Origin of the sequence: Enterobacter cloacae complex sp., from assembly GCF_900322725.1 — a bacterium.
GTDB classification, from domain to species: domain Bacteria; phylum Pseudomonadota; class Gammaproteobacteria; order Enterobacterales; family Enterobacteriaceae; genus Enterobacter; species Enterobacter quasihormaechei.
The window spans coordinates 3,047,969-3,068,855 of record NZ_LT991957.1; the positions used below are offsets into that span (position 1 = coordinate 3,047,969).

The following is a 20,887-nucleotide window of genomic DNA, read 5'->3' on the forward strand; positions in this document are numbered from 1 at the left end:
GATCGTACTATCAGGAATCTGGCGTAGCGCTGTTTTTCACAAACAGCGTCAGCTGGTCGCCAGGTTGCAGGTTGGCCGTATCGTTGTTCCAGCGCATCACATCTTTGATGTTTACGCCGTGACGCTTAGCAATACTGGACAGCGAGTCGCCTTTACGCACGCGATAGGTAATGCTATCGCTGTTTTTAGCGAGACGCTGTGCGCTGCTACCTGCACCTACGGTCAGCGTTTGACCCACTTTCAGACCCGACCCGCGCAGATTATTCCACTGCTGGAGATCTTTCGTATTCACGCCAAGACGTGATGCAATACCTGAAAGCGTATCACCTGAACGCACCTTATAGCTGCGGCTGCTTACAGGCGACGTATCAGCGATCAGCGTGGACTGAACGGCTGCAATTTCCCCCGAAGCTAAAGACTCACGTAACTGTTCTGCGTGTTTCTGCGGAACCATCACATAGCGCGGGCCACTTGCACCCAGCGTAGAGCCTTTAACACCTGCATTAAAGGTTTTCAATTTACTTACCGACATACCCGTCATATCGGCAACCTGTTGAATATCAACCGGGCTGCTGAGGCGGACACGCGCCAGTGCACGACTTTCGTCTGGTGTTGGCAGTTGTACACCGTAACGTTTGCTGTTCTTGAGAATATCGCTCAGGGCCAGCATTTTCGGTACGTAAATCTTTGTTTCCTGTGGCAGTGAGAGCGACCAGAAGTCTGTGGATTTACCACGCGCTTTATTCGCTTTCATTGCCTTCAGTACACGACCTTCACCACTGTTATACGCTGCGACAGTCAATAACCAGTCGCCATCAAACATCTTATTCAGACGTTGCATCATGTCGAGAGCGGCTGTCGTTGAAGCGACAACATCACGACGCGCATCGTAGTTGCGGGTCTGCTTTAAACCATAATTTCGCCCTGTGCTCGGAATGATCTGCCAAATGCCTGCGGCATTGGCGCCAGACGTCGCGTGCGGGTCAAAAGCGCTCTCCACTATGGGTAGTAGTACCAGTTCCATAGGCATGTTACGTTTTTTAACTTGCCCGGCTATCCAGTACATATACGGCTCTGCCCGTAATGTTACATCGTGGAGATAGCTCTTATTTCTTAAATACTTCTGCTTCTGTTCGCGAATCCGGGTGTTCTCCGGAATTCCCATCTTTAGCTCGTCGCCAATAGAGGCCCACAAGTCTTGTTCCTGCGCGAAGGATGTCCCATCGTCCAACCATCGCGCCTGACTCGTAAACTTCCCTGCTTCCCCTTGACCAGCCGCAGAAAGGCTCTGTGCGTGCTGCTGTACGTTGCCGCCGTTCTGTGACTGGCAACCAACAAGCAGGACAGAGGCGAGTAATATCGCTTTTGCCTTCATGTGTGTGTCAATAGTTGCTTAAAAGACGAGCGATGATAACGGCGAAATTTTGAAAAGGCAACCCGCATTTATCTGAAGTTATCTTTCTTTGACCTTAACCATGCAAAACGCGCTTCTGGTTGTTGCAAATTTGTTTCTTGGTTAATTTTATTAATTAAATCAACATCATTCGTTCTTAAAAATAAATTTATTTGGCGCTCATTTTTCAGAATTACGGGAAGTGTTTTTTGGTTTTTTGCACGTAACTCCTTCACTTTCTGGTAATAATCCTGAATCGCCCGATCCTCGGGTAAGATGCTCGCAGCAAACTTCATATTTCCTAATGTATACTCGTGGGCACAGCAAATTACGGTGTCGGCAGGCAATGCATTAATTTTTTGTAAAGATTGATACATTTGTTCTGGCGTGCCTTCAAAAAGCCTTCCGCACCCCCCTGAAAACAGCGTGTCGCCGCAAAACAGATAAGGTTTACTGTAGAAACAAAGATGTCCAGAAGTGTGACCTGGTGTAGCAAATACGGAAAACTCCCACCCAAGAATCTGGACACTTTCGCCCTCGCTAACGACTTGCGTTGTGCCCTTGTTTTGTGTCTCAGCCGGCCCATACACGGCAAGACCAGGATATTGCGCAAGCAGATCGGGAACGCCGCCCACGTGGTCATTGTGGTGGTGGGTGAGGAGAATCGCCTCCGGCTGCCAGCCGTTTTCATTTATTGCGTCCAGGATCGGAGTGGATTCGCCGGGATCCACAATGATGCATCTGCGATCGTCGTCGACTAAAACCCAGATGTAATTGTCCTGAAAGGCGGAAATACTGATAAGATTCATGCATTACCTCTTATAGCGTGGCGGGTGTTTTGATGAAACCGGCAAGGATACCTCAGACTGTCGCACCACCGGATCGTTGGGCAGAGTTGCCCTGGGGTGAATATTATCGCGAAGCTTTAGAACTTCAACTTAAACCCTGGCTCGCGAAAATGTATGGTTTTCACCTGCTTAAGATTGGCAATCTCAGCGCAGAAATCAATACCGAAAGCTGCGCTATCTCGCATCAGGTTAACGTATCGCTTAAGGGTTCCCCGGTTCAGGTGAAAGCAGATCCGCTGCATTTGCCGTTTGCGGAAAAATCCATCGATGCCTGTCTGCTCGCCCACGCGCTGCCCTGGTGTAGCGATCCCCATCGTCTGCTGCGGGAAGCCGACCGCGTGTTGATTGACGACGGCTGGCTGATCCTGAGCGGTTTTAATCCGCTGAGTCTGATGGGGCTACGCAAGCTAACACCCGTACTTCGCCGCACGCCGCCGTATAACAGCCGGATGTTTACTATGATGCGCCAGCTGGACTGGCTTTCACTGCTGAATTTTGAAGTGCTGAGCTACGGCGGTTTTCAGGTCATTCCCTGGACGCGAAAAGGCGGTGTTTTACTCAGCACCCATTTACCCGCGCTGGGCTGCATGCAGTATATTGTCGCGCGTAAGAGGACGATCCCCCTTACGCTCAACCCGATGAAGCAAAGCAAATCAAAAACGCGGATCCGCCAGACTGTGGGTGCCACGCGACAGTACAAAAAGCCGTGATCAGGATTCAGGCTGATAACCTGCGTCCTCATGGGTCGGGTTGGATGCCGCCGCGCGAGCCAGTTCGTCACAGCGTTCGTTCTCAGGGTGCCCGGCGTGGCCCTTAACCCATTCCCATTTGATTTCGTGCTGACCGAGGGCGGCATCAAGACGCTTCCAGAGGTCGACATTCTTGACCGGCTTTTTCTCTGCCGTTTTCCAGCCGCGTTTTTTCCAGTTGTGGATCCACTGGGTGATGCCCTGGCGAACATACTGGCTGTCGGTACTCAGCACCACGTCACAATGTTCTTTTAACGCTTCCAGCGCCACGATGGCCGCCATCAGCTCCATGCGGTTGTTGGTGGTGAGAAAATAGCCTTCACTAAAGGTTTTTTCATGCTCACGATAACGCATAATGGCGCCATAACCGCCGGGTCCTGGGTTACCGAGACAAGATCCATCGGTGAAAATTTCTACCTGTTTACGCATCTCTGGTAGACTTCCTGTATTTGAAACGTTCAGTAAAACGATAAGTCTGACATAAATGACCGCTATGAGCACTGCAATTACTCGCCAGATTGTTCTTGATACCGAAACCACCGGTATGAACCAGATTGGCGCCCACTACGAAGGGCACAAAATCATTGAGATTGGTGCCGTTGAAGTGGTGAACCGTCGTCTTACGGGCAACAACTTCCACGTTTACCTCAAACCCGATCGGCTGGTGGATCCGGAAGCGTTCGGCGTTCACGGGATTGCCGATGAGTTTTTGCTGGATAAGCCCTCCTTCGCCGATGTCGCGGATGAATTTCTCGACTACATCAGAGGTGCGGAACTTGTCATTCATAACGCATCGTTCGATATCGGCTTTATGGACTATGAGTTCAGCAAGCTCAACCGCGATATTCCAAAGACCAATACGTTCTGTAAAGTTACGGATAGCCTGGCGCTGGCAAGGAAGATGTTTCCCGGCAAGCGTAACAGCCTTGATGCCCTGTGCTCTCGCTATGAGATAGACAACACCAAGCGAACCCTGCACGGCGCATTGCTCGATGCCCAGATCCTGGCCGATGTTTACCTGACCATGACCGGCGGGCAAACATCGATAAAATTCAGTATGGAAAATGAATCCCAGCAGACGCGGGACGAAGGCGGTATTCAGCGGGTCGTGCGTCAGGCGAATCGCCTGCGGGTTGTTTTAGCCAGTGATGAAGAGCTGATGAACCACGAATCTCGCCTCGATTTAGTTCAGAAGAAGGGCGGAAGCTGTCTGTGGCGTGGGTGAAAAAAGGCGGAAACGTTTGTTAAATCACCGTTTGGGTGATTTTTGCAGCAAACGATTCAAAACCTGAGAAAAAGCGTTGACGAGTTACGAGGCAGACCGTAATATTCGCCTCGTTCCCCAAACGGGAACAGTGGAGCGGTAGTTCAGTCGGTTAGAATACCTGCCTGTCACGCAGGGGGTCGCGGGTTCGAGTCCCGTCCGTTCCGCCACTATTCAGTTTTCGGGTGTTTCATAACATCCGATATAGTAAAGAAAACCGTATCGCTGTTTACAGGATACGGTTTTTTTTCGTCTGTACTCTTCTCTCCCCGATACCGGGGAAGCCAAAGCCTACAGTCCTGCGCTCAAAAGACATAAATTTCGCAGGCCCATATCAGGCTTTATGCGGAGAAAATTCAATAAAAACAGAATATTGCTTACTTCTTCACAGAGATTGAAGGAGTGCGTTTTATGGCTGTTCTTACCCGTCCGTTATCGACTTTCTAAGTTCAGAAAGTAAAACCCGCAGAAAAGTCAGTTGAACAGGAATATTCGGTGAGATCCCAGGCATGGCTGGAATGCCATAAGAATCATTAGATAAAGCTGTCCGGTCTTTTTCTTCAGTTTTGTCACAGGCTGAATACTTCCAAGAGGAACTTACGAAAGAGGGGGAACTATCAGTCTGGTTTTTTTCTTTATGCGGTGCGAATGGCGAAAACGCGAAATCAGCAGTTGCAGCAGTGTGGCAACGGGCAGCCGGCGTCCGGTTGCTGTCGGTGCCACGGAGGCCAAATCTATTTATTAACGATCATAACCTCGATATCGGTGGCGCTTTCACCCACCTCGTCCAGCATCGAGCCGTAAATAATACCGACAGTCCATGTTTCGGCTTTCTGACGTTAAAATTCAGACTGGTTCTTGTCTTTGCTATAACTAAGTTGAATTTGTTATTGTTTACAAACGCTACATGCCTTTCGTCCAGAGATGTGTTGTCTGCCTTACCTGGGTCACCCGTGACTAAATGTTGAGAGGAAGAGCAACTTCTGACGCTAGTCCTCTGTATTGGGATATGACAGTTATTAATTTATTCTTTGTGATGGGGGGCGTCATTTTCTTGCTCCCATATACATAATCCTCTTGAATAATATATTAATGATATAGTTGTATAATTTATATTACTGCTTCGATTCATTTTTTTAAATAAAAAAATAGGGTCGTACAGTTATTTGCGTTGTGCTTTATGTAAAAAATCCGCTATCTATCAGACTATTGGGCCTCTTGTGGGGAGGAACTAGCTTTATAAATTTAAAAGTATAATGCTGCAAATAAGTTTGCATGATCTTGGTCAAGTATATTAAGTGGGCGTTATTGGATACTTAAATTAATTTTTGAGTAAACGATTGAATGGTTTGTCTTATATTTATGCGATGAATGTATGTTGTTCAATGATGTAGGGTATGGTTTTTTCTCGATTCTCTCATAATGGGTGGCTGGTTTCAAAAGTCTGTTTTTTGTCATGCCGTGAAGTTACGGTATACCTCAGTTATTTGCGGGATCAGGAAGGTTGTTATGTCATCACAAGGATTACGTTTTACTCTGGATGTTGAAGGGCTCCCGCCGAATATGTTTCCGGTGGTCGAATTTAACCTGAACGAGTCGCTCTCTACACTTTTTCGTCTTGATGTGAGCGTTTCTAGTGAATATTTCACCTCCCTCAGCCACGAGATGGTGACGGAGAAAACGGCAATTCTGAAAATATGGGAAGGGGAAACAATCCTTCGCCATGTAAAAGGTATTGTCACCGCTTTCAGCCGGGGTGAGTTCGATGGTCAGCGGACGGATTACTGGCTGGAAATCCGTCCCCCGTTCTGGCGCAGCGCCCTGCGGCAGAATTTTCGCAGTTTTCAGAATCAGGATATCGAAACCATCATCACCACGCTGCTGGAAGAGAATGGCGTCACTGAATACAGCCCCCTGCTGGGAGACGAGCATCCGCCGCGCGAGTTCTGCGTCCAGTATGGTGAAACGGATTATGACTTCCTGCTTCGTCTGATGGCGGAGGAGGGTATCTTCTTTTATGAAGAATACGCTGACGATGGCGAAAATCAGTGGCTCATCCTGGCTGATAATGTGTCATATCTCCCTGGCCCCCTCGAAATACAGTACAACCCCGATAAGTCTTCCGGCACGACCACCGACCATATTGACCAGTTCAGCCACAGTTTCCAGGTCAGCCCTTCGTCTGTGGTATCGCAGGATTACACCTTTAAACGCCCCGGATGGCGTGGGCAGTTTAAGCACGTGGGGGAAAATACCGACTGGCAGAGTGACCAGTACGAGATTTTTGACTATCCGGGACGGTTCAAAAATGAGCAGCACGGGATGGAATTTACCCGCAGGCAGGTGGAAGGTCTGCGCAATGGTGCCGAGACGGCGCTGTGCAACACCGGTTCACCGAAGCTGTGGCCGGGAATGCGCTTTACGATGTCGGAGCATCCGCTGGACAGCCTGAACAGGACATGGCAGGTGGTGAATTGTTATATGCACGGCGAACAACCACAGGCGGTTCCTGGCTCTGCGGGAGAAGGTACCACGCTCACAAATCAGGTTCACGTGATGCCGGCAGACAGAACATGGCATTCGGCACCGCTGCCCAAACCGCGAGTGGACGGCCCGCAGTCGGCAACAGTAACGGGACCGGAGGGAGAAGAAATCTTCTGCGATGAATACGGACGCGTGCGGGTGAAGTTCGTCTGGGACCGCTACAACAAAGCGAACCAGGACAGTTCCTGCTGGGTGCGGGTGTCTCAGGCATGGGCCGGAACGGGGTTCGGTAATCTTGCCATTCCCCGAGTGGGCCAGGAAGTGATTGTTGATTTTCTCAACGGTGACCCGGATCAGCCCATCATCATGGGACGGACCTATCGTGAGGATAACAAGCCGCAGGGTGGCCTTCCGGGCAGTAAAACCCAGATGAGTATCCGCTCGAAGACGTATAAGGGCGGTGGATTTAATGAAATCCGCTTTGAGGATGCGACATCGAATGAACAGGTGTATATCCATGCCCAGAAAAACATGGACACCGAGGTGCTGAATAACCGTACCACCGATGTGAAGATGGATCACACCGAAACGATTGGTAATAACCAGAGTATTACGGTGGGGGTTGGACAGACGGTAAAGGTGGGCGGAAAAAAAGAGGGTGGTCACGACCAGAGTGTTAGCGTCGCCAACGATCAAAAGATCACCGTTAATAACGATCAGACTGTCACCGTTAAGAACGATCAGAAGCTGGATGTCACGAATAACCGCCGTAAGGATGTGGGTAATGATCAGAATAGTCAGGTGGTGGGCAATGATACTGAGGATGTACTGAAGTCGCAGACCATTACCGTGGGAGAAAATTTTTCCCTGACAGTGACAAACAGTTCATCTATTGATTCAGGTGATGTTATTGAGCTGAAGTGTGGCGCCAGTCTGCTGAGAATGGATAGCGCAGGGAGAGTCACCATCAAAGGAACAAATTTCCTGTTTGATGCCACTGGCCCGGTACAAATCAACGGCAAAGACATTGATTTGAACTGAGGATAGTGAAAATGGAATTCAGAAACCTGACCCCTTTTTCTGCCCTGAACTACTTTATGCTGGATAAAGAACAGCGCGAATATCACGTTGTTGCAATGAAGGTGGGGTATCAGCTTCAGCAGTGCAGCGGTAGTGAATATCGCATGTCTGTTATAGATAAAGACGTTATTCCGTTATGTCTGGAAGATAAGTACAGAGGTGCAGTTAATGCCTCTCAGGTCCTGCGGGAAAGCGATCTCGCGCCGCTGAAACCGCGTTGTGATGTCATCATTAACGGTATTGCCTGTGCTCCAGGGGGGATTGCCTGTGAGCAATTTCCTGTTTCAGTTCGTCTGGTCACTCCCAACGGCAATTTGCTGCTGGACAAGACATTATTGATACGTGGTGAAAGCGAATTCGAACGGGTAAATCCATACACACCTTTTATGCACTGGCGGCAGACCCCTCTTAGGCCTTTCACGGAGCTGGAGCTGGATTACTGCCATGCGTTTGGCGGTGAATGCCGTATTGATGAAGGGGATGAATCGATTGACAGAATTATCCGCGAAAAGCGGTTAACGGAGGAACAGCGGCGGGAACATCCGGATCATATTACTCCTCCGGTTGCACACACCGTCCATATGGGAAATCCGCTGGGGTGTGGATATACCGAGCACTGGTACCAGAATGCCACTGACAGGAAAAGCTATGCAGCCCCGCGCATAGTGGATGCTCACCATCCCTTTACTGACGATCATTTTACTCAACTGGTCAATGGAAGTGCTGACCTGTCTCAATTGCCTTTTCAGCCAGCCGGACTCGGGATTATCGGCAGAGCCTGGAAACCCCGCCTGAGCCTCGCCGGAACTTATGATCAACAGTGGCTCGAAGAACGGCATCCTTATCTGCCGGATGACTTTGATTTTGGTTACTGGAATGCAGCTCCGATCGATCAACAGATTGCTTTTCCTGCACCAGAAAGTCGCTTTGAACTGATGAACCTGACACATGATGGGTTGGTTACTTTTTCATTGCCGAACCATTTCTCTTTTATTCTCCTCCGAATGAGTGACGGAGAATTGCTTCCTCAGCCTATGCAGGCAGACACCCTAGTGATAGATACGCAACTTATGCAGATGTGGATGACATATCGCTATGTTCTGCCTGTGGAATCCAGCGTCAGAGTGATGGAGCTGCGTTACGAAACACAGCCCGGACTGTTGCAGAAAAAATTGTATCCACAGTGGGAGGTGTAGCGGTGGCTGATAATTTTATAGCCAGAAAAGACGGGTTGTGGAAAGTAATCAGCACAGTACCCGATGTATGTAAAACCCCGATTGGGCCATCAACGCCGCCGGTGCCTTACCCCGTAATAGCAGAACTAAATGAAGCGGTACAGGTAGTGTCTTCTGTCAGGGTAAATGGTATGCCGCTGGTCGTACTAAATCAAAGTCTTGTACCGACAACAAAGGGTGACGCCGCAGGTCAGGCAAAAGGGGTGAAAAGCGGGACAGTGGGTGGGAAATGTTATCCGCAGGAACACAGTAAAACGGTGCGGGCAGGGAAAAAACAGATTTTGCGTCATGGTGACGATTTCTGGATGAACGGGAAGTAGTATAATGGGAACAGGGAATACGACAGGTAAAATCGTGGGGCAACCCCCCGTACCAGAGAAAACGGCGGAAGAAGCGAATCCGGTAGTATCGGCTGAGACTGAGGAAGAGAAAGGATTTATTGATTCGTCTGACTTGAACACTGAATTTCGTGGGCAATGGTTGGCTGTAAGTGCCTTACATCATGATCAGTATGAGTCATTCCGGGCGATAGCTGAAGGGTATGGCGATAAGGCACTGGCCGGGTTTGATGTTGCATATAACAGTGCCGATGTGCAATTCGCGTCAGTCATGGTAAGGACCATGGGAGTGGGGCGTTCTGGAGGGGCATCGGGAGCCGGAAGAAAAAGTTCGGCTGCGGGGGGGCGATTTCGCGGAACGGAATTTGGAATGCCGACGCCAGCACTTGCTGGAGCGGGAGGCATGCCCTATGGACAAGGGCTACAGATACGTAATGCTGAGAGGAAAACTGCGGCGAGTTCGGTAAAAAACTCGGTGACGGGAAAAAAGAAAGCAGAAATTGGAAGTGGTGGAAAAGCCAAAGGGAAGAAGAAAAAAGATGGTCCGTGTATGGTAGGGCCATATAATGCCATAAGGAAAAAGTGCCCCACAGGAAGTGAAGCCCACCATATTGTACCGGATTATACGTTACGGTATGGTAGGCGGGATGAAAAAGAGAAGCGAATTAAAACTAAACCAGCGTTACCGACTTTAGATAGTGGTGTGTCTATATGTCTTACGGGAAAGGAAAGAAAAGGATTTAATGAACACAGAGAGGTTCATAAAGCAGATAAGGATATAACTAGGGATGGAAAAACTTCAAAAATACCAGGGACCCTTACCTTGGCGTATATCAAGAATCTAAGCATTTCTACTGTTGCTAGAGTCAAGCCTGAGTGTTCGGCTCAAATCGTTGCTGCGGTAAACCTACAGTTTATGGGAATTGATCATAATTTGTTGTTACGAGCAACGAAGAAGCCACCTTCATCACCTAATGTTCTTAATGTTCTAGGTAAAATATATTAAATATTATTTGGATAATTAAATATATGGTTATAGATAAGTATATTAAGTTGTATGGTGGATGTATCTTAGATGATAATAACATTATATTATTATCACGTGATGGCGATCTTGAGTATGGTGATAAACATATCGAAATAAATTTATGGCGCGATGATGGGGAAAAAGCATCATTTGATTCTATTACCATAAAAATATCTGTAGAAGCTTTTGTTAGATATAAAAATGACGTTGAGGATTTTGATGGTGTTTGTTTGTTATCTTCAGAGTCCGAAATATATTTTGTCCAAAAAAATGGTTTTTTTAGAGAGAAAATAAATAATTCTCATGAAGTGAATATCAATAAACTGTCTGTGATCGATGGTACGTTGTATGGTTGTGGCGATGATGGAGTTGTTTGTAAGAGGATAAAGAAAAATAAATGGATGTTCATTGATGAAGGTTTGAGAAATGGTATCTCTTCCCATGATATTGTTTGCAAAATGATAGAGTATCAAGAGAATAGATATTTACGAGATGGCATTGATTCTGTGACTGCGACACTGGAGTGGTTGAATAATGAGCAGTTCAAATATACAGATATGAGATGCTTATGGGATATAAAAGGTACAGGTGATAATACCATTTATGTATGCGGAAGTGTCAATACTCCGAAATCTAAAAATGGAGTTATCTTTCATTATGATGGAAATAAATGGGATAGCATTAACATACCAGAGACTGGAACATTAAGTTCAATATTTATTGATCATGATGGTTCTATTATTATGGGAGGTTTAGAGGGACATCTGCTCGTAAGTAAGGATGGATGTAGTTTCTATGAAAGAAGTAAATCTACTGATTTGATGTCTATAAATTGCATCTCGAAACATGATGGGGTTTTTTATTTTGGAACGAGTGAGGGTTTATTTCAGTATAAAGAAAATTTAGTTCGACCAGATATACAAAATGCTATATTAGCTACAGACCCTGATATAATCGTAGATGATTTGTTAATAGACATCTCAGGTGATTATATGCTCCTTGTTGGCACATATTCTGTGTGCCGTTATTGCTTTTTGACAGGGAAATGTGAGCAACTTCTGAAATTTACTGGTCGTGGAGATAAGGAGATTAATGATGAGTAATGCATTAAATCTATCCTCCTTGAACGGAGGATATGTCACTCTTGCTGATGCTATTTGTGCAAGAGTTAGTAAATCTAATATTGCTGACTGGTGTAATTCCCTCGAAAAACATTTCAATCTAGAACCTTATGCATTATTACCTCGTAAGTTAACAAAGGAACATATTATTAATGTTGATAGTTTTGGTGTGGTTTTTATTTTTAGCCATCCCCATGCATTATACGATATTACAGGTGATGTTTCGCGTTGGTTTCTTCATGAGGTTGAGTTTGTTCTCTCTGGTGATAATAATGTGTGGACTGATACTCCTCCATATTCATTAGATGTTATTAATGAAACACAAGATACTGTTATTGGAAAATTAAGTGATGATTTTACTGATGTCAGGGAGAGTGATTTTATGCAATCCTTTTTCCTTGATGACGGGAAAGTGGTAGCAGTTCAATGGAATCGTAGCAAAAAAGGAATTCAAAGAATTATAGTCACCCACTTGGGGAGTGAGAGTGACTATAAATGCGCTGTCATTTAAGTTCACGCCTTAAACCTGGTTGATTTTATTCATATGGGAGAATTTTAATATGGCAAACAATGATATTTTTATTAGTACACGAGCCAACAAAAACCCACTGGCTAACTATCATTTTGATCTGACACCAAAAGAATCGCTCTATTTAAAAATAAATGGATTTGGCAGCGATGGGCAGCATCTCGTTTTAGGAGCGTCCGTTCAGGGAATCGTTTCAATCACACAGTCTTCCCGCCAAAATCAACGGGAGCAAAGCATTCAGATTACTGCGATAAAAGAAGGTTTCGTCATAATCCATGCTCGTGAGTCGTCTGCTAAATCAAGCAAATATATGAATAGTTGTATTCCTGCTAATGGACATTTTAATGGTTGTTTTCCAAATTTAACAATAGAGGTAATGAGTACAATCTCAATGCCAAAAGACTTAAATCCTGAACAAAAGGCTATGTTACTGGTATTATTAGCAGAAACCAAAAGACCAAGTGGTTCAGGATATAACGAAACAGATGCTATTAAGGCTATGCAATATATGAGGCAGGCATTATATAATCGTTTTAAATTCTCCCATCCCTATTTGCTTGATGTTCCAAAAAATAATCCAACCCTGATCGGATTAATCAAGTCTGGAAGAGTTATTGAAGGCTTTCGGAATTACCCAGTTCTGAAACCAAGTGTCCAGAAAAATATTGACGCATTCTTCAATGAACGTAATAAGGGTAATAGTAAAAATTTTACAAAGTATCGTAATCTAATTCAGGCTGCAATCAAGATTGCTAGCGGGGAAAATTCAGGTGTTACCACTGGTGAAAAGGTTTATAGCTGGCGAACTCAGGGGAGTTCCAGCCCAGGGAGAAATTTTAAGCACTTATTTGATCTGTCAGGTCAGAGTTTCTATGGGCTACAAAAGAAATTTATCGATAACCCTAATAAACCCAACAATGATTGAGAGCTGTTATGAGATCTGTTCTTATCGTTATTTTCCTGTTTAGCTCTTTTGTGTCAAAGGCTGATGACTGGGGTATCTTTAATTCAAAGCCAGTTGCCAGATACAAAATAACTGCGACAACACCCTATAAAGAGGTCTATAAGGATGCTCTCGAATATTTTATATTAAAGGAAGGTAAAAGTCAGAATGATAATCATTTTTGCATGCTAGGTTATGACTGGCCTGATGGTCGCCGAAGTGCAGTCGTTTTCTGGAAAGAGAATAATTATATATTTTCTAATTGGACTCTGGGCCGTAATCCTGGTGAAAATGATTATATGTCTTTAAATGATGCCAATATTATTGATCAAGAAACGTCTGTCTTTACAATGGAAAAACTTCGAAAAATTTATACCGAAGAAGAAATTCGTCGCAATCCTGATATCCTCCCGATGTATGGATATCGCCAGAAAGATGTTGATTTACAACGTAATGATTGTGATGAATATGGTGAAAAAATAGTTATTCAGGCTTTTGCTCGGCCAAAAGATTGTAGGGATGCAGATGATCCTGAAGTGGCGCATCTTTGTGAAGCCGTTGGCGAATAAAGTCATATATGTAGATTAAAATCCAGCTAGCAAAGGGATAAAGCGTCAGGTTGATATATGATCAGAGACAAAATCATAATAACAGGGAAAAGCGGATATATCGGAAAACGGACAGAAGACAAAGTATCAAAGCTGGATAAAAAAAGTGGCCCGAAATCACTGTATGGCTGGAGTAAGCAGGAACAGTGATACCTTGAGGTAGGAATGGTTGTGGCTGACCAATTTTTTGAAAACAATAAAAATGGCGGTAAGGCAAAGAGAGTATGCGATGGGGCTCAATTTAGCGGATAATGAAGTAAATTAGTTCAAAAGTGGAGCTGAAAAACAGCTGATGTTGGAAACGGTAAAGGTGAGTTACTGTATAGTAAAAAGTTTTCACATATCGAATGAGACGTGGCGAAAGTCATATTATCGGTTTCAAAGGTATCTTTGATGAAAAACGGCGTCAAGAATTATAGAGCGCGTTTTTGGCGGTTACCCACAGAACTGAAACGTAAGACAAGTTGTTTCATGGTAAATAATTTCCATTCTGATGTTCAATTTTCTGGCAGTCATATCTGTACACATGGAAGAGAGCTTCCTGTATAGAAATGTTGCTACACACTGTAGAATGGTGATATCAGGATAACTGGTCTCGTCTAAAAAAACGCCCGCTTTTCAGTTTTTGAAAATGAGCCTAAAGTGAAGATGAGATGAACTTTATCTATATTTTTCATATGGTTCAATACAGGGTTCGAGTCCCGTCCGTTCCGCCACTATTCAGAAAGCCTGAATCAGAAATGATTCAGGTTTTCGTCGTTTTATACTCCCTACACTTGCTTATCTCTCTTCTTATTTTCGTTAACAAAAAGTTAATATAGGCCATGCAATTTATTAACATATGCACGGTATTAGTGCGTTATTTGCACTACCTTTGTGCATTGTTTGCCCATCCCCTCTCCTAATCCCACTTTGCTATGTAATAATTGTGTAAAAATAATTCATAAAAAATCATTCATTTACCGATCATTTTTAAGAAAACCTCTGAACCAATACGCTATTGGTTCGCTTATTGCTTAATCATTAGCACGATAAGTAGTGCTTCATATCAATAACTTATCGTTGATAAAAATAAAGTGATGATGAAAGCGAGCGAACCAATATGGAAAAGCCTTCACGGTTTTTAGCAAATTCCAGCACCGCGCTTGAGCAGTTGCGCGGGCTTATCAACCAGCACGAGTCAACACCAGGCATTCCGCTGCCCACTGAACGTGAGCTGTCGGACACGCTCGGCGTAGGGCGACGTGAAGTGCGTCGCGCGCTGGACGTGCTGGAAGAGGAAGGGCGTATCTGGCGCAAGCAGGGCAAGGGCACCTTCATTGGTCCGGCTGCCCCTGTTGAGCCGTTGGCGCTTCAGGGATTGGTTCAGCAAACCAACCTGCTTGAAGTCATGGAAGCTCGACTACAGCTCGAACCCGGCTTAGCCCGACTTGCGGCACTGCGTGCCACCAGGGAAAACCTCGCGCTCATGCAGCGCATGCTGGAACGCATTGATAAGGTCAGCCCGGATGACCGCGATCTCAACGAACTGTGGGATAGCGCTTTTCACCGCGCCATTGCGGAAGCAGCAGGCAACCGCCTGATGCTGGGGCTTTTCGATGCGATAGATGCCGTCCGCCGGGAGCCCGGCTGGCAGCATTTACGCGAACTTGCCCGCACCCCTGAACGTGTCGATAGCTACAACGACCACCATCACAACATCATGTCAGCGATTATTCATCGCCAGCCTAATGAAGCAGCCGCCGCCATGCGCGAACACCTGCTCAGCCTGCAAACCGCCCTGATTCAGGCTATCCACCTTGAGGACGATTCCACGCTATGACGACGATACCCTTTAAGGACTCCACGCCCGTACTGCGGCTGCAAAACCTCAACGTTAAATTCGCGGGCTCGCCGGTAAGCGTGCTCGAAGACATCTCGCTGACGGTCAGGGCGGGAGAGACGCTGGCGCTGGTGGGCGAGTCCGGCTGCGGCAAAAGCATCACTTCCCTGGCGCTGATGGGGTTATTGCCTGCCAGCGCCCGGATCGTTAGCGGGGAGATGCATTTCCGCCGCCACGATCTGCGCAAGCTCTCGCCGCGCGAGTATGCCGATCTGCGCGGCAGCGAGCTGGCGATGATATTCCAGGAGCCCATGACCTCGCTCAACCCGGCCTTCACGCTTGGCGATCAGCTCAGTGAAGCGGTGATGCGCCATCAAACGCTCTCCCGGGCTGAGGCGATGACGATTGCGCTACAGATCCTGGAGAAGGTGCAGATCCCGGCCGCAGAGATGCGCCTCAAGGCTTACCCGCATCAGCTTTCCGGCGGTATGCGCCAGCGCGTGATGATTGCGATGGCCCTGATAAACCATCCCAAATTACTGATTGCTGACGAACCCACTACCGCCCTGGACGTGACCATTCAGGCGCAAATTCTCGCCCTGCTCAATACCCTAAAAGAAGAAACGGGCACGGCGGTGCTGATGATCACTCACGATTTAGGCGTGGTGGCCGAAGTCGCGCAGCAGGTGGCGGTAATGTACGCCGGACAGGTGGTGGAACAGGGGAGCGTCGAGGCGATATTTGCCGACCCGCAGCACCCGTACACAATTGGCTTGATGGGCTCGATCCCCTCCCTTGGCGCACGCAAGGGCCAGCTTTCCACCATTCCCGGATCGGTCCCGCTGCCGGAATCCATGCCTCAAGGCTGCCGCTTTGCCACCCGATGTCCCTTCGCGCAGACGCGCTGTCATGCTGATAAACCACCGCTCACTACGCTCGGCGCGGGCCATCAGGTTGCCTGCATCCGCGTGCCGCTGGAACAACACATTGCCCTGGGAGAAATTGCATGACCACGCCCATTCTTGAAGCCCGCGATCTGAGCAAGCTTTTCCCCGGCCCGAAAAAACTGTTTACGCCGGCCCGTTTTGTTACGGCTGTCGACCGCGTTTCGCTGTCGGTGATGCCTGGCGAAACGCTGGCCATTGTCGGCGAATCCGGTTCCGGAAAATCCACCCTCGGTCGTCTGCTGCTGCGCCTGCTGAGTGCCAGCGAAGGGCGCGTATTTTATCAGGGTGAGGAGATCACCCACGCCTCAGGTACTCGTCTGAACCAGCTTCGGCGTGAGCTACAGATCATCTTTCAGGATCCCTTCGCCTCGCTGAACCCGCGCATGACGGTAGAGCAGATTGTCGGTGAGCCGCTGTGGCTGCATCAGAACATGAAAAAAGCGGATCGCCAGTACCGCGTTGCCGAGCTGCTCAGGACGGTCGGCTTGCCCGCGGCCTGGGCCGGGCGTTATCCGCACGAATTTTCCGGCGGGCAGCGCCAGCGTATCGGCATTGCGCGCGCGCTGGCGTCGGGCCCAACGCTGCTGCTGGGCGATGAACCGGTCTCTGCGCTGGACGTTTCCGTTCAGGCACAGGTGGTGAATTTACTGGAAAGCCTGAAGCACCAGCTGGGGCTAACGATGGTGATCGTCGCCCACGGGCTGGCGGTTATCCGTCATATGAGCGACCGCGTGGCGGTGATGTATCTTGGGCAAATCGTCGAGCTGGCCACCGTCGACGACATCTTCGACGCGCCGCTGCATCCCTATACTCAGGCGTTAATTGCCTCAGCACCGCAAATGCAGCCAGGCGTAGCGCGGGATGCGCCGCTGTTGCAGGGTGATTTACCGAACCCGGCTAATCCGCCCTCCGGCTGCCGTTTCCACACCCGTTGCCCCTACGTTACCGATGAATGCCGTCAGGTCGAGCCGATTAATCAGGTCATCGACGGCGGGCGTCAGGTCGCCTGCCACCGCTGGCAGGAGATTAACCGCGATCGCAGCGTTATCCAGATCGTACCGCCATCCGCCGCATTTTTGCGCCGCCGCGCGCTGTTTGAACACGCGGCCACTCACTCCTCCCTTCCTTCAAGGAACTCATGATAATGACAATGCGTAATTCTCTTTTGACCGTACTGGGAAGTGTTATGTTGCTTGGCGCGGCGCTGCCCGCCCATTCTGAAAGCGTGCTGCGAATCGGCCTGGGCGCAGACCCGGACATGCTCGACCCGCATCTGGCGCGTACCTATTATGGCCGCTTCGTGTTTGCCTCCCTGTGTGACCGGCTGGTGGACGTGGACGAACATCTCAAGGTGGTGCCGGGACTGGCAAAATCCTGGGCGTGGAGCAATGACGGTAAAACGCTGACCCTGGATCTCCGTGATGGCGTGACCTTCCACGACGGTGAAAAATTTGATGCCGCCGCCGCGAAATATAACCTCGACCGTGCCCTGACGTTAAAAGGTTCCCTGCGTAAAAGTGAACTCTCTTCCGTTGAGTCAGTGGAGGTCACCGGCCCGATGCAGATAGCCCTGCACCTGAAAACGCCGGATGCCGCACTTCTGATGCAGCTCACCGATCGCGCAGGCGCAATGATGGCGCCAGAAGCCGCGAAAAAAGCCGATTTTGCCGCGCATCCGGTCTGTTCTGGCCCGTATAAGTTCGACAGCCGCGTGTCGCAGGATCGCATTGTGCTGACCCGCTTCGACAACTACTGGAACAAAGACGCCTACCACTTCGATAAAATAATCTATCTGCCGATCCCGGATGCTTCCGTGCGCCTGGCGAACCTGCGCGCGGGCGATCTCGATCTAACCGAAGGCATTGCCGCCAGCGACGTCAAAACCGTCGAGGCCGACAGCAAACTGGCGCTGGCGAAGGTAACGGGCCTCGGATACCAGGGCATCACTTTCAACATTAACAATGGCAAAGTCCCGGCGAACGATCCCTTCAAAGATGCCCGCGTGCGTGAAGCATTTTCTCAGGCCATCGATCGCGATGCTTTAAACCAGGTGGTGTTCGAGGGGCTCTACACTCCGGCAAACCAGGCGTTTTCGCCGGTAAGCCCGTATCACGTCAATCTTCCGGTTCCCCCGCGTGACGTCGACAAAGCCAAAGCGCTGCTGAAAGCCGCAGGCATCACCGCGCCGCTGACCGTTAATCTGCTGGTGCCGAACAACCCAACCTCACAGCAGGTGGGCCAGGTATTGCAGGCGATGGTGGCAGAGGCGGGCTTTAACCTGAACCTGCAAATGACCGAGTTCGCCACGCTGCTGGATCGCCAGCAGAGCGGTGACTACCAGTTGAGCTTCTCCGGCTGGTCGGGTCGCCCGGATCCAGATGGCAGCATCTACGGCTTTATCAACAGCAAAGGCACGCTTAACGATGGCCGCTACAGCAATGCTCAGGTGGATGAATGGCTAACGCAGGCGCGCCAGAGTACCGATCAGGCCGCCCGCCAGCCGCTGTACGACAAGGTGGTGAAGCAACTGCAAACCGACATGCCGATTGCCTACCTCTACTTCGAACCGCGCATTTTTGGCCTGAACAAGCGCGTGCAGGGCTTCAAAGCGTACCCGGACGGCATTGTGCGTCTGGCTGGCTTAACGCTGGCGAAATAAACCTCCTGAGGAGAACCCATGCTGGAACTGATTTGCAAACGTCTGCTGCTGGCTATTCCCACTCTGCTGCTGGTAAGCATGATGGTATTCGGCCTGCAAAAGCTGCTGCCCGGCGACCCGCTGATCGCCATGGCCGGGGAGGAGCGCGATCCGGCGGTGATCGCCCAGCTGCGTGCTGAGCTGAATCTGGACGCGCCGATCCCCGTGCAGTATTTCACTGGCTGACGCGCGCGCTGCAAGGCGATCTGGGTGTCTCCTTACGCACTCATGAGCCGGTCACGCAGCTGATTGCCAGCAAGCTGCCGGTCACGCTGGAGCTGTCGCTGCTGGCGATGATTATCGCGCTGGTGTTTGGTATCAGCATGGGGATCCTCGCGGCGGTGAACAAAAACAGCTGGGTCGATCACGGGGCGAATTTTGTGGCGATCTCGGGGATCTCAATACCGCACTTCTGGCTGGGGATCCTGCTGATTCTGGTCTTTTCAGTAAACCTGCAATGGCTGCCTGCGTCCGGTTATGTGCCGTTCAGTGAAGATCCGATCCAGAACCTGCGGACATTGCTGCTGCCCGCGTCCGTGCTCGGGACCGGCCTGGCGGCAACGCTGATGCGCCATACCCGTGCGTCGATGATTGCGGTGCTGAAAGCGGATTACATCCGCACCGCGCGCGCTAAGGGGTTGCTGCCGAAAGCGGTGGTCCTGAAGCACGCCTTTCGCAACGCGCTGGTGCCGGTGATCACCCTCACCACGCTGCTGTTCGGCGAGCTGCTGGGCGGGGCGGTGCTGACCGAGCAGGTCTTCACCATTCCGGGCTTCGGCAAAATGATCGTCGACTCGGTGTTCAACCGCGATTACGCGGTGGTGCAGGGCGTGGTGCTGATCGTGGCGATCGGTTTCCTGATGCTCAACCTGCTGGCTGACGTGCTCTACGTCCTTATCAACCCGAAAATGCGAGGTTAATCATGGCGGAACTGACGACGCAAACCGTAGCGCCCGCGCTGCCGCGCGCGCAAAACCGGGTGCTGAAAAAATTCCTCGCCAATAAAAGTGCGGTGGTTGGCGCGATTGTGGTGGGCTTTTTTGTGCTGGTGGCGCTGCTGGCACCGTGGATCGCGCCGTTTGACCCGGTAAAGGCTAACTTCCTCGCGGTGCGCAAGGCGCCCTCGGCGATGTACTGGTTCGGCACCGACGAGCTGGGGCGCGATATCGTGTCCCGCATTATCTGGGGAGCGAGAACCTCGCTGATGGCAGGCTGTATGTCGGTGGCGATCGCGGTGGTCATCGGCGTGCCGCTGGGGCTGGTGGCGGGGTATTTCCAGAAGATGTGGGACGGGGTGATCTCCCGCTTTATCGAGGCACTGCTGGCCTGTCCATTCCTGATCATGGCGATCGCGCTGGGGGCGTTTTTAGGCCCAAGCCTGACGAATGCCATGATTGCCATTGGGCTCTCGGCGATGCCGATCTTCGCCCGCCTGACGCGCGGCCAGGTGATCGCCATTCGCAACGAAGAGTATATCGACGGCGCGCGGGCGATTGGCCTGCCGGACCGCTGGATCATTATCAGATACGTTCTGCCTAACGTGATGTCACCGATTCTGGTACAGGCCACGCTGGCCATTGCCTCGGCGATTATCGCCGAAGCCAGCCTCTCGTTTTTAGGGTTAGGGCAACAGCCGCCGAACCCATCCTGGGGCTCCATGCTCAACACCGCCAAAGGGTTTCTGGAGCAGGCGCCGTGGATGTCCGTTTTCCCCGGCGTGGCGATTTTCCTTGCCGTTCAGGGCTTTAATTTACTCGGCGACGGGCTGCGCGATGCGCTCGATCCGCGCCACGACTAAGGA

Annotated in this window: 18 protein-coding genes, 1 tRNA gene and 1 pseudogene; 17 read left to right on the top strand and 3 right to left on the bottom strand. The window is 49.6% G+C overall.

Annotated features, from left to right (window positions below; genetic code table 11):
- Positions 1-10: 10 nt before the first annotated feature.
- Together mltD and gloB are read right to left on the bottom strand one after the other, a co-directional pair.
- Positions 11-1,375 (bottom strand): murein transglycosylase D, encoded by a 1,365-nt coding sequence (gene mltD / locus DBR02_RS15070; RefSeq protein ID WP_107534745.1) that lies wholly within the window; start codon positions 1,373-1,375, stop codon positions 11-13.
- A gap of 68 nt (positions 1,376-1,443) precedes the next feature.
- A complete protein-coding gene (gene gloB / locus DBR02_RS15075; RefSeq protein ID WP_107534746.1) occupies positions 1,444-2,202 on the bottom strand; it encodes a hydroxyacylglutathione hydrolase in 759 nt (252 codons plus the stop codon).
- Between the two features lie 32 nt (positions 2,203-2,234).
- Here gloB and DBR02_RS15080 point away from each other — a divergent pair, with 32 nt between their 5' ends.
- Positions 2,235-2,951: a class I SAM-dependent methyltransferase gene (locus DBR02_RS15080; RefSeq protein WP_107534747.1), complete on the top strand. Its 717-nt coding sequence runs from the start codon at positions 2,235-2,237 to the stop codon at positions 2,949-2,951.
- On the opposite strand, the gene rnhA is transcribed toward DBR02_RS15080, so the two are convergent.
- Entirely contained in the window at positions 2,952-3,530 is a 579-nt protein-coding gene (gene rnhA / locus DBR02_RS15085) for a ribonuclease HI (protein WP_162196835.1), read from the bottom strand. It abuts the gene before it with no gap.
- Here rnhA and dnaQ point away from each other — a divergent pair.
- From dnaQ to DBR02_RS15165, 16 genes and pseudogenes are all read left to right on the top strand, one after another.
- On the top strand, positions 3,484-4,215 hold the full coding sequence (dnaQ, locus tag DBR02_RS15090; RefSeq protein ID WP_197711250.1) for a DNA polymerase III subunit epsilon: 732 nt from the start codon (positions 3,484-3,486) through the stop codon (positions 4,213-4,215). The genes rnhA and dnaQ overlap by 47 nt on opposite strands.
- Positions 4,216-4,347: 132 nt before the next feature.
- Positions 4,348-4,424 (top strand) — tRNA-Asp (locus DBR02_RS15095).
- A 1,339-nt stretch (positions 4,425-5,763) separates the two neighbouring features.
- Positions 5,764-7,779: a type VI secretion system tip protein TssI/VgrG gene (gene tssI, locus DBR02_RS15100; protein WP_107534749.1), complete on the top strand. Its 2,016-nt coding sequence runs from the start codon at positions 5,764-5,766 to the stop codon at positions 7,777-7,779.
- Positions 7,780-7,790: 11 nt separating this feature from the next.
- Positions 7,791-9,014 (top strand): DUF2169 family type VI secretion system accessory protein, encoded by a 1,224-nt coding sequence (locus DBR02_RS15105; protein ID WP_107534750.1) that lies wholly within the window; start codon positions 7,791-7,793, stop codon positions 9,012-9,014.
- Positions 9,015-9,016: 2 nt separating this feature from the next.
- Positions 9,017-9,373 carry a DUF4150 domain-containing protein gene (locus DBR02_RS15110; protein ID WP_107534751.1) on the top strand — a complete coding sequence of 119 codons (357 nt, stop codon included), beginning with the start codon at positions 9,017-9,019 and terminating at the stop codon, positions 9,371-9,373.
- Positions 9,374-9,377: 4 nt separating this feature from the next.
- Positions 9,378-10,397 carry a hypothetical protein gene (locus tag DBR02_RS15115; protein ID WP_107534752.1) on the top strand — a complete coding sequence of 340 codons (1,020 nt, stop codon included), beginning with the start codon at positions 9,378-9,380 and terminating at the stop codon, positions 10,395-10,397.
- 23 nt (positions 10,398-10,420) lie between these two features.
- The gene (locus DBR02_RS15120; RefSeq protein WP_107534753.1) at positions 10,421-11,521 is read left to right on the top strand and encodes a hypothetical protein; all 1,101 of its coding nucleotides are present in this window, start codon (positions 10,421-10,423) and stop codon (positions 11,519-11,521) included.
- A complete protein-coding gene (locus DBR02_RS15125; protein ID WP_129741687.1) occupies positions 11,511-12,050 on the top strand; it encodes a hypothetical protein in 540 nt (179 codons plus the stop codon). The genes DBR02_RS15120 and DBR02_RS15125 overlap by 11 nt, the downstream gene beginning before the upstream one ends.
- A gap of 49 nt (positions 12,051-12,099) precedes the next feature.
- Positions 12,100-12,993 (top strand): hypothetical protein, encoded by an 894-nt coding sequence (locus tag DBR02_RS15130; RefSeq protein ID WP_107534755.1) that lies wholly within the window; start codon positions 12,100-12,102, stop codon positions 12,991-12,993.
- An 8-nt stretch (positions 12,994-13,001) separates the two neighbouring features.
- Positions 13,002-13,580 carry a hypothetical protein gene (locus tag DBR02_RS15135; RefSeq protein ID WP_107534756.1) on the top strand — a complete coding sequence of 193 codons (579 nt, stop codon included), beginning with the start codon at positions 13,002-13,004 and terminating at the stop codon, positions 13,578-13,580.
- 1,141 nt (positions 13,581-14,721) lie between these two features.
- Positions 14,722-15,441, top strand: coding sequence for a FadR/GntR family transcriptional regulator (locus DBR02_RS15140; protein ID WP_063451779.1), 720 nt, complete (start codon positions 14,722-14,724; stop codon positions 15,439-15,441).
- On the top strand, positions 15,438-16,451 hold the full coding sequence (locus tag DBR02_RS15145) for an ABC transporter ATP-binding protein (protein WP_107534757.1): 1,014 nt from the start codon (positions 15,438-15,440) through the stop codon (positions 16,449-16,451). Before DBR02_RS15140 ends, DBR02_RS15145 begins: the two co-directional genes overlap by 4 nt.
- Positions 16,448-17,530, top strand: coding sequence for an ABC transporter ATP-binding protein (locus tag DBR02_RS15150; protein ID WP_107534758.1), 1,083 nt, complete (start codon positions 16,448-16,450; stop codon positions 17,528-17,530). Before DBR02_RS15145 ends, DBR02_RS15150 begins: the two co-directional genes overlap by 4 nt.
- A 2-nt stretch (positions 17,531-17,532) precedes the next feature.
- Positions 17,533-19,047 (top strand): ABC transporter substrate-binding protein, encoded by a 1,515-nt coding sequence (locus DBR02_RS15155; RefSeq protein WP_173937197.1) that lies wholly within the window; start codon positions 17,533-17,535, stop codon positions 19,045-19,047.
- A gap of 18 nt (positions 19,048-19,065) precedes the next feature.
- Positions 19,066-20,006: pseudogene (locus tag DBR02_RS15160) on the top strand (ABC transporter permease).
- A 2-nt stretch (positions 20,007-20,008) separates the two neighbouring features.
- Positions 20,009-20,884 (top strand): ABC transporter permease, encoded by an 876-nt coding sequence (locus DBR02_RS15165; protein ID WP_063869176.1) that lies wholly within the window; start codon positions 20,009-20,011, stop codon positions 20,882-20,884.
- Positions 20,885-20,887: the final 3 nt, after the last annotated feature.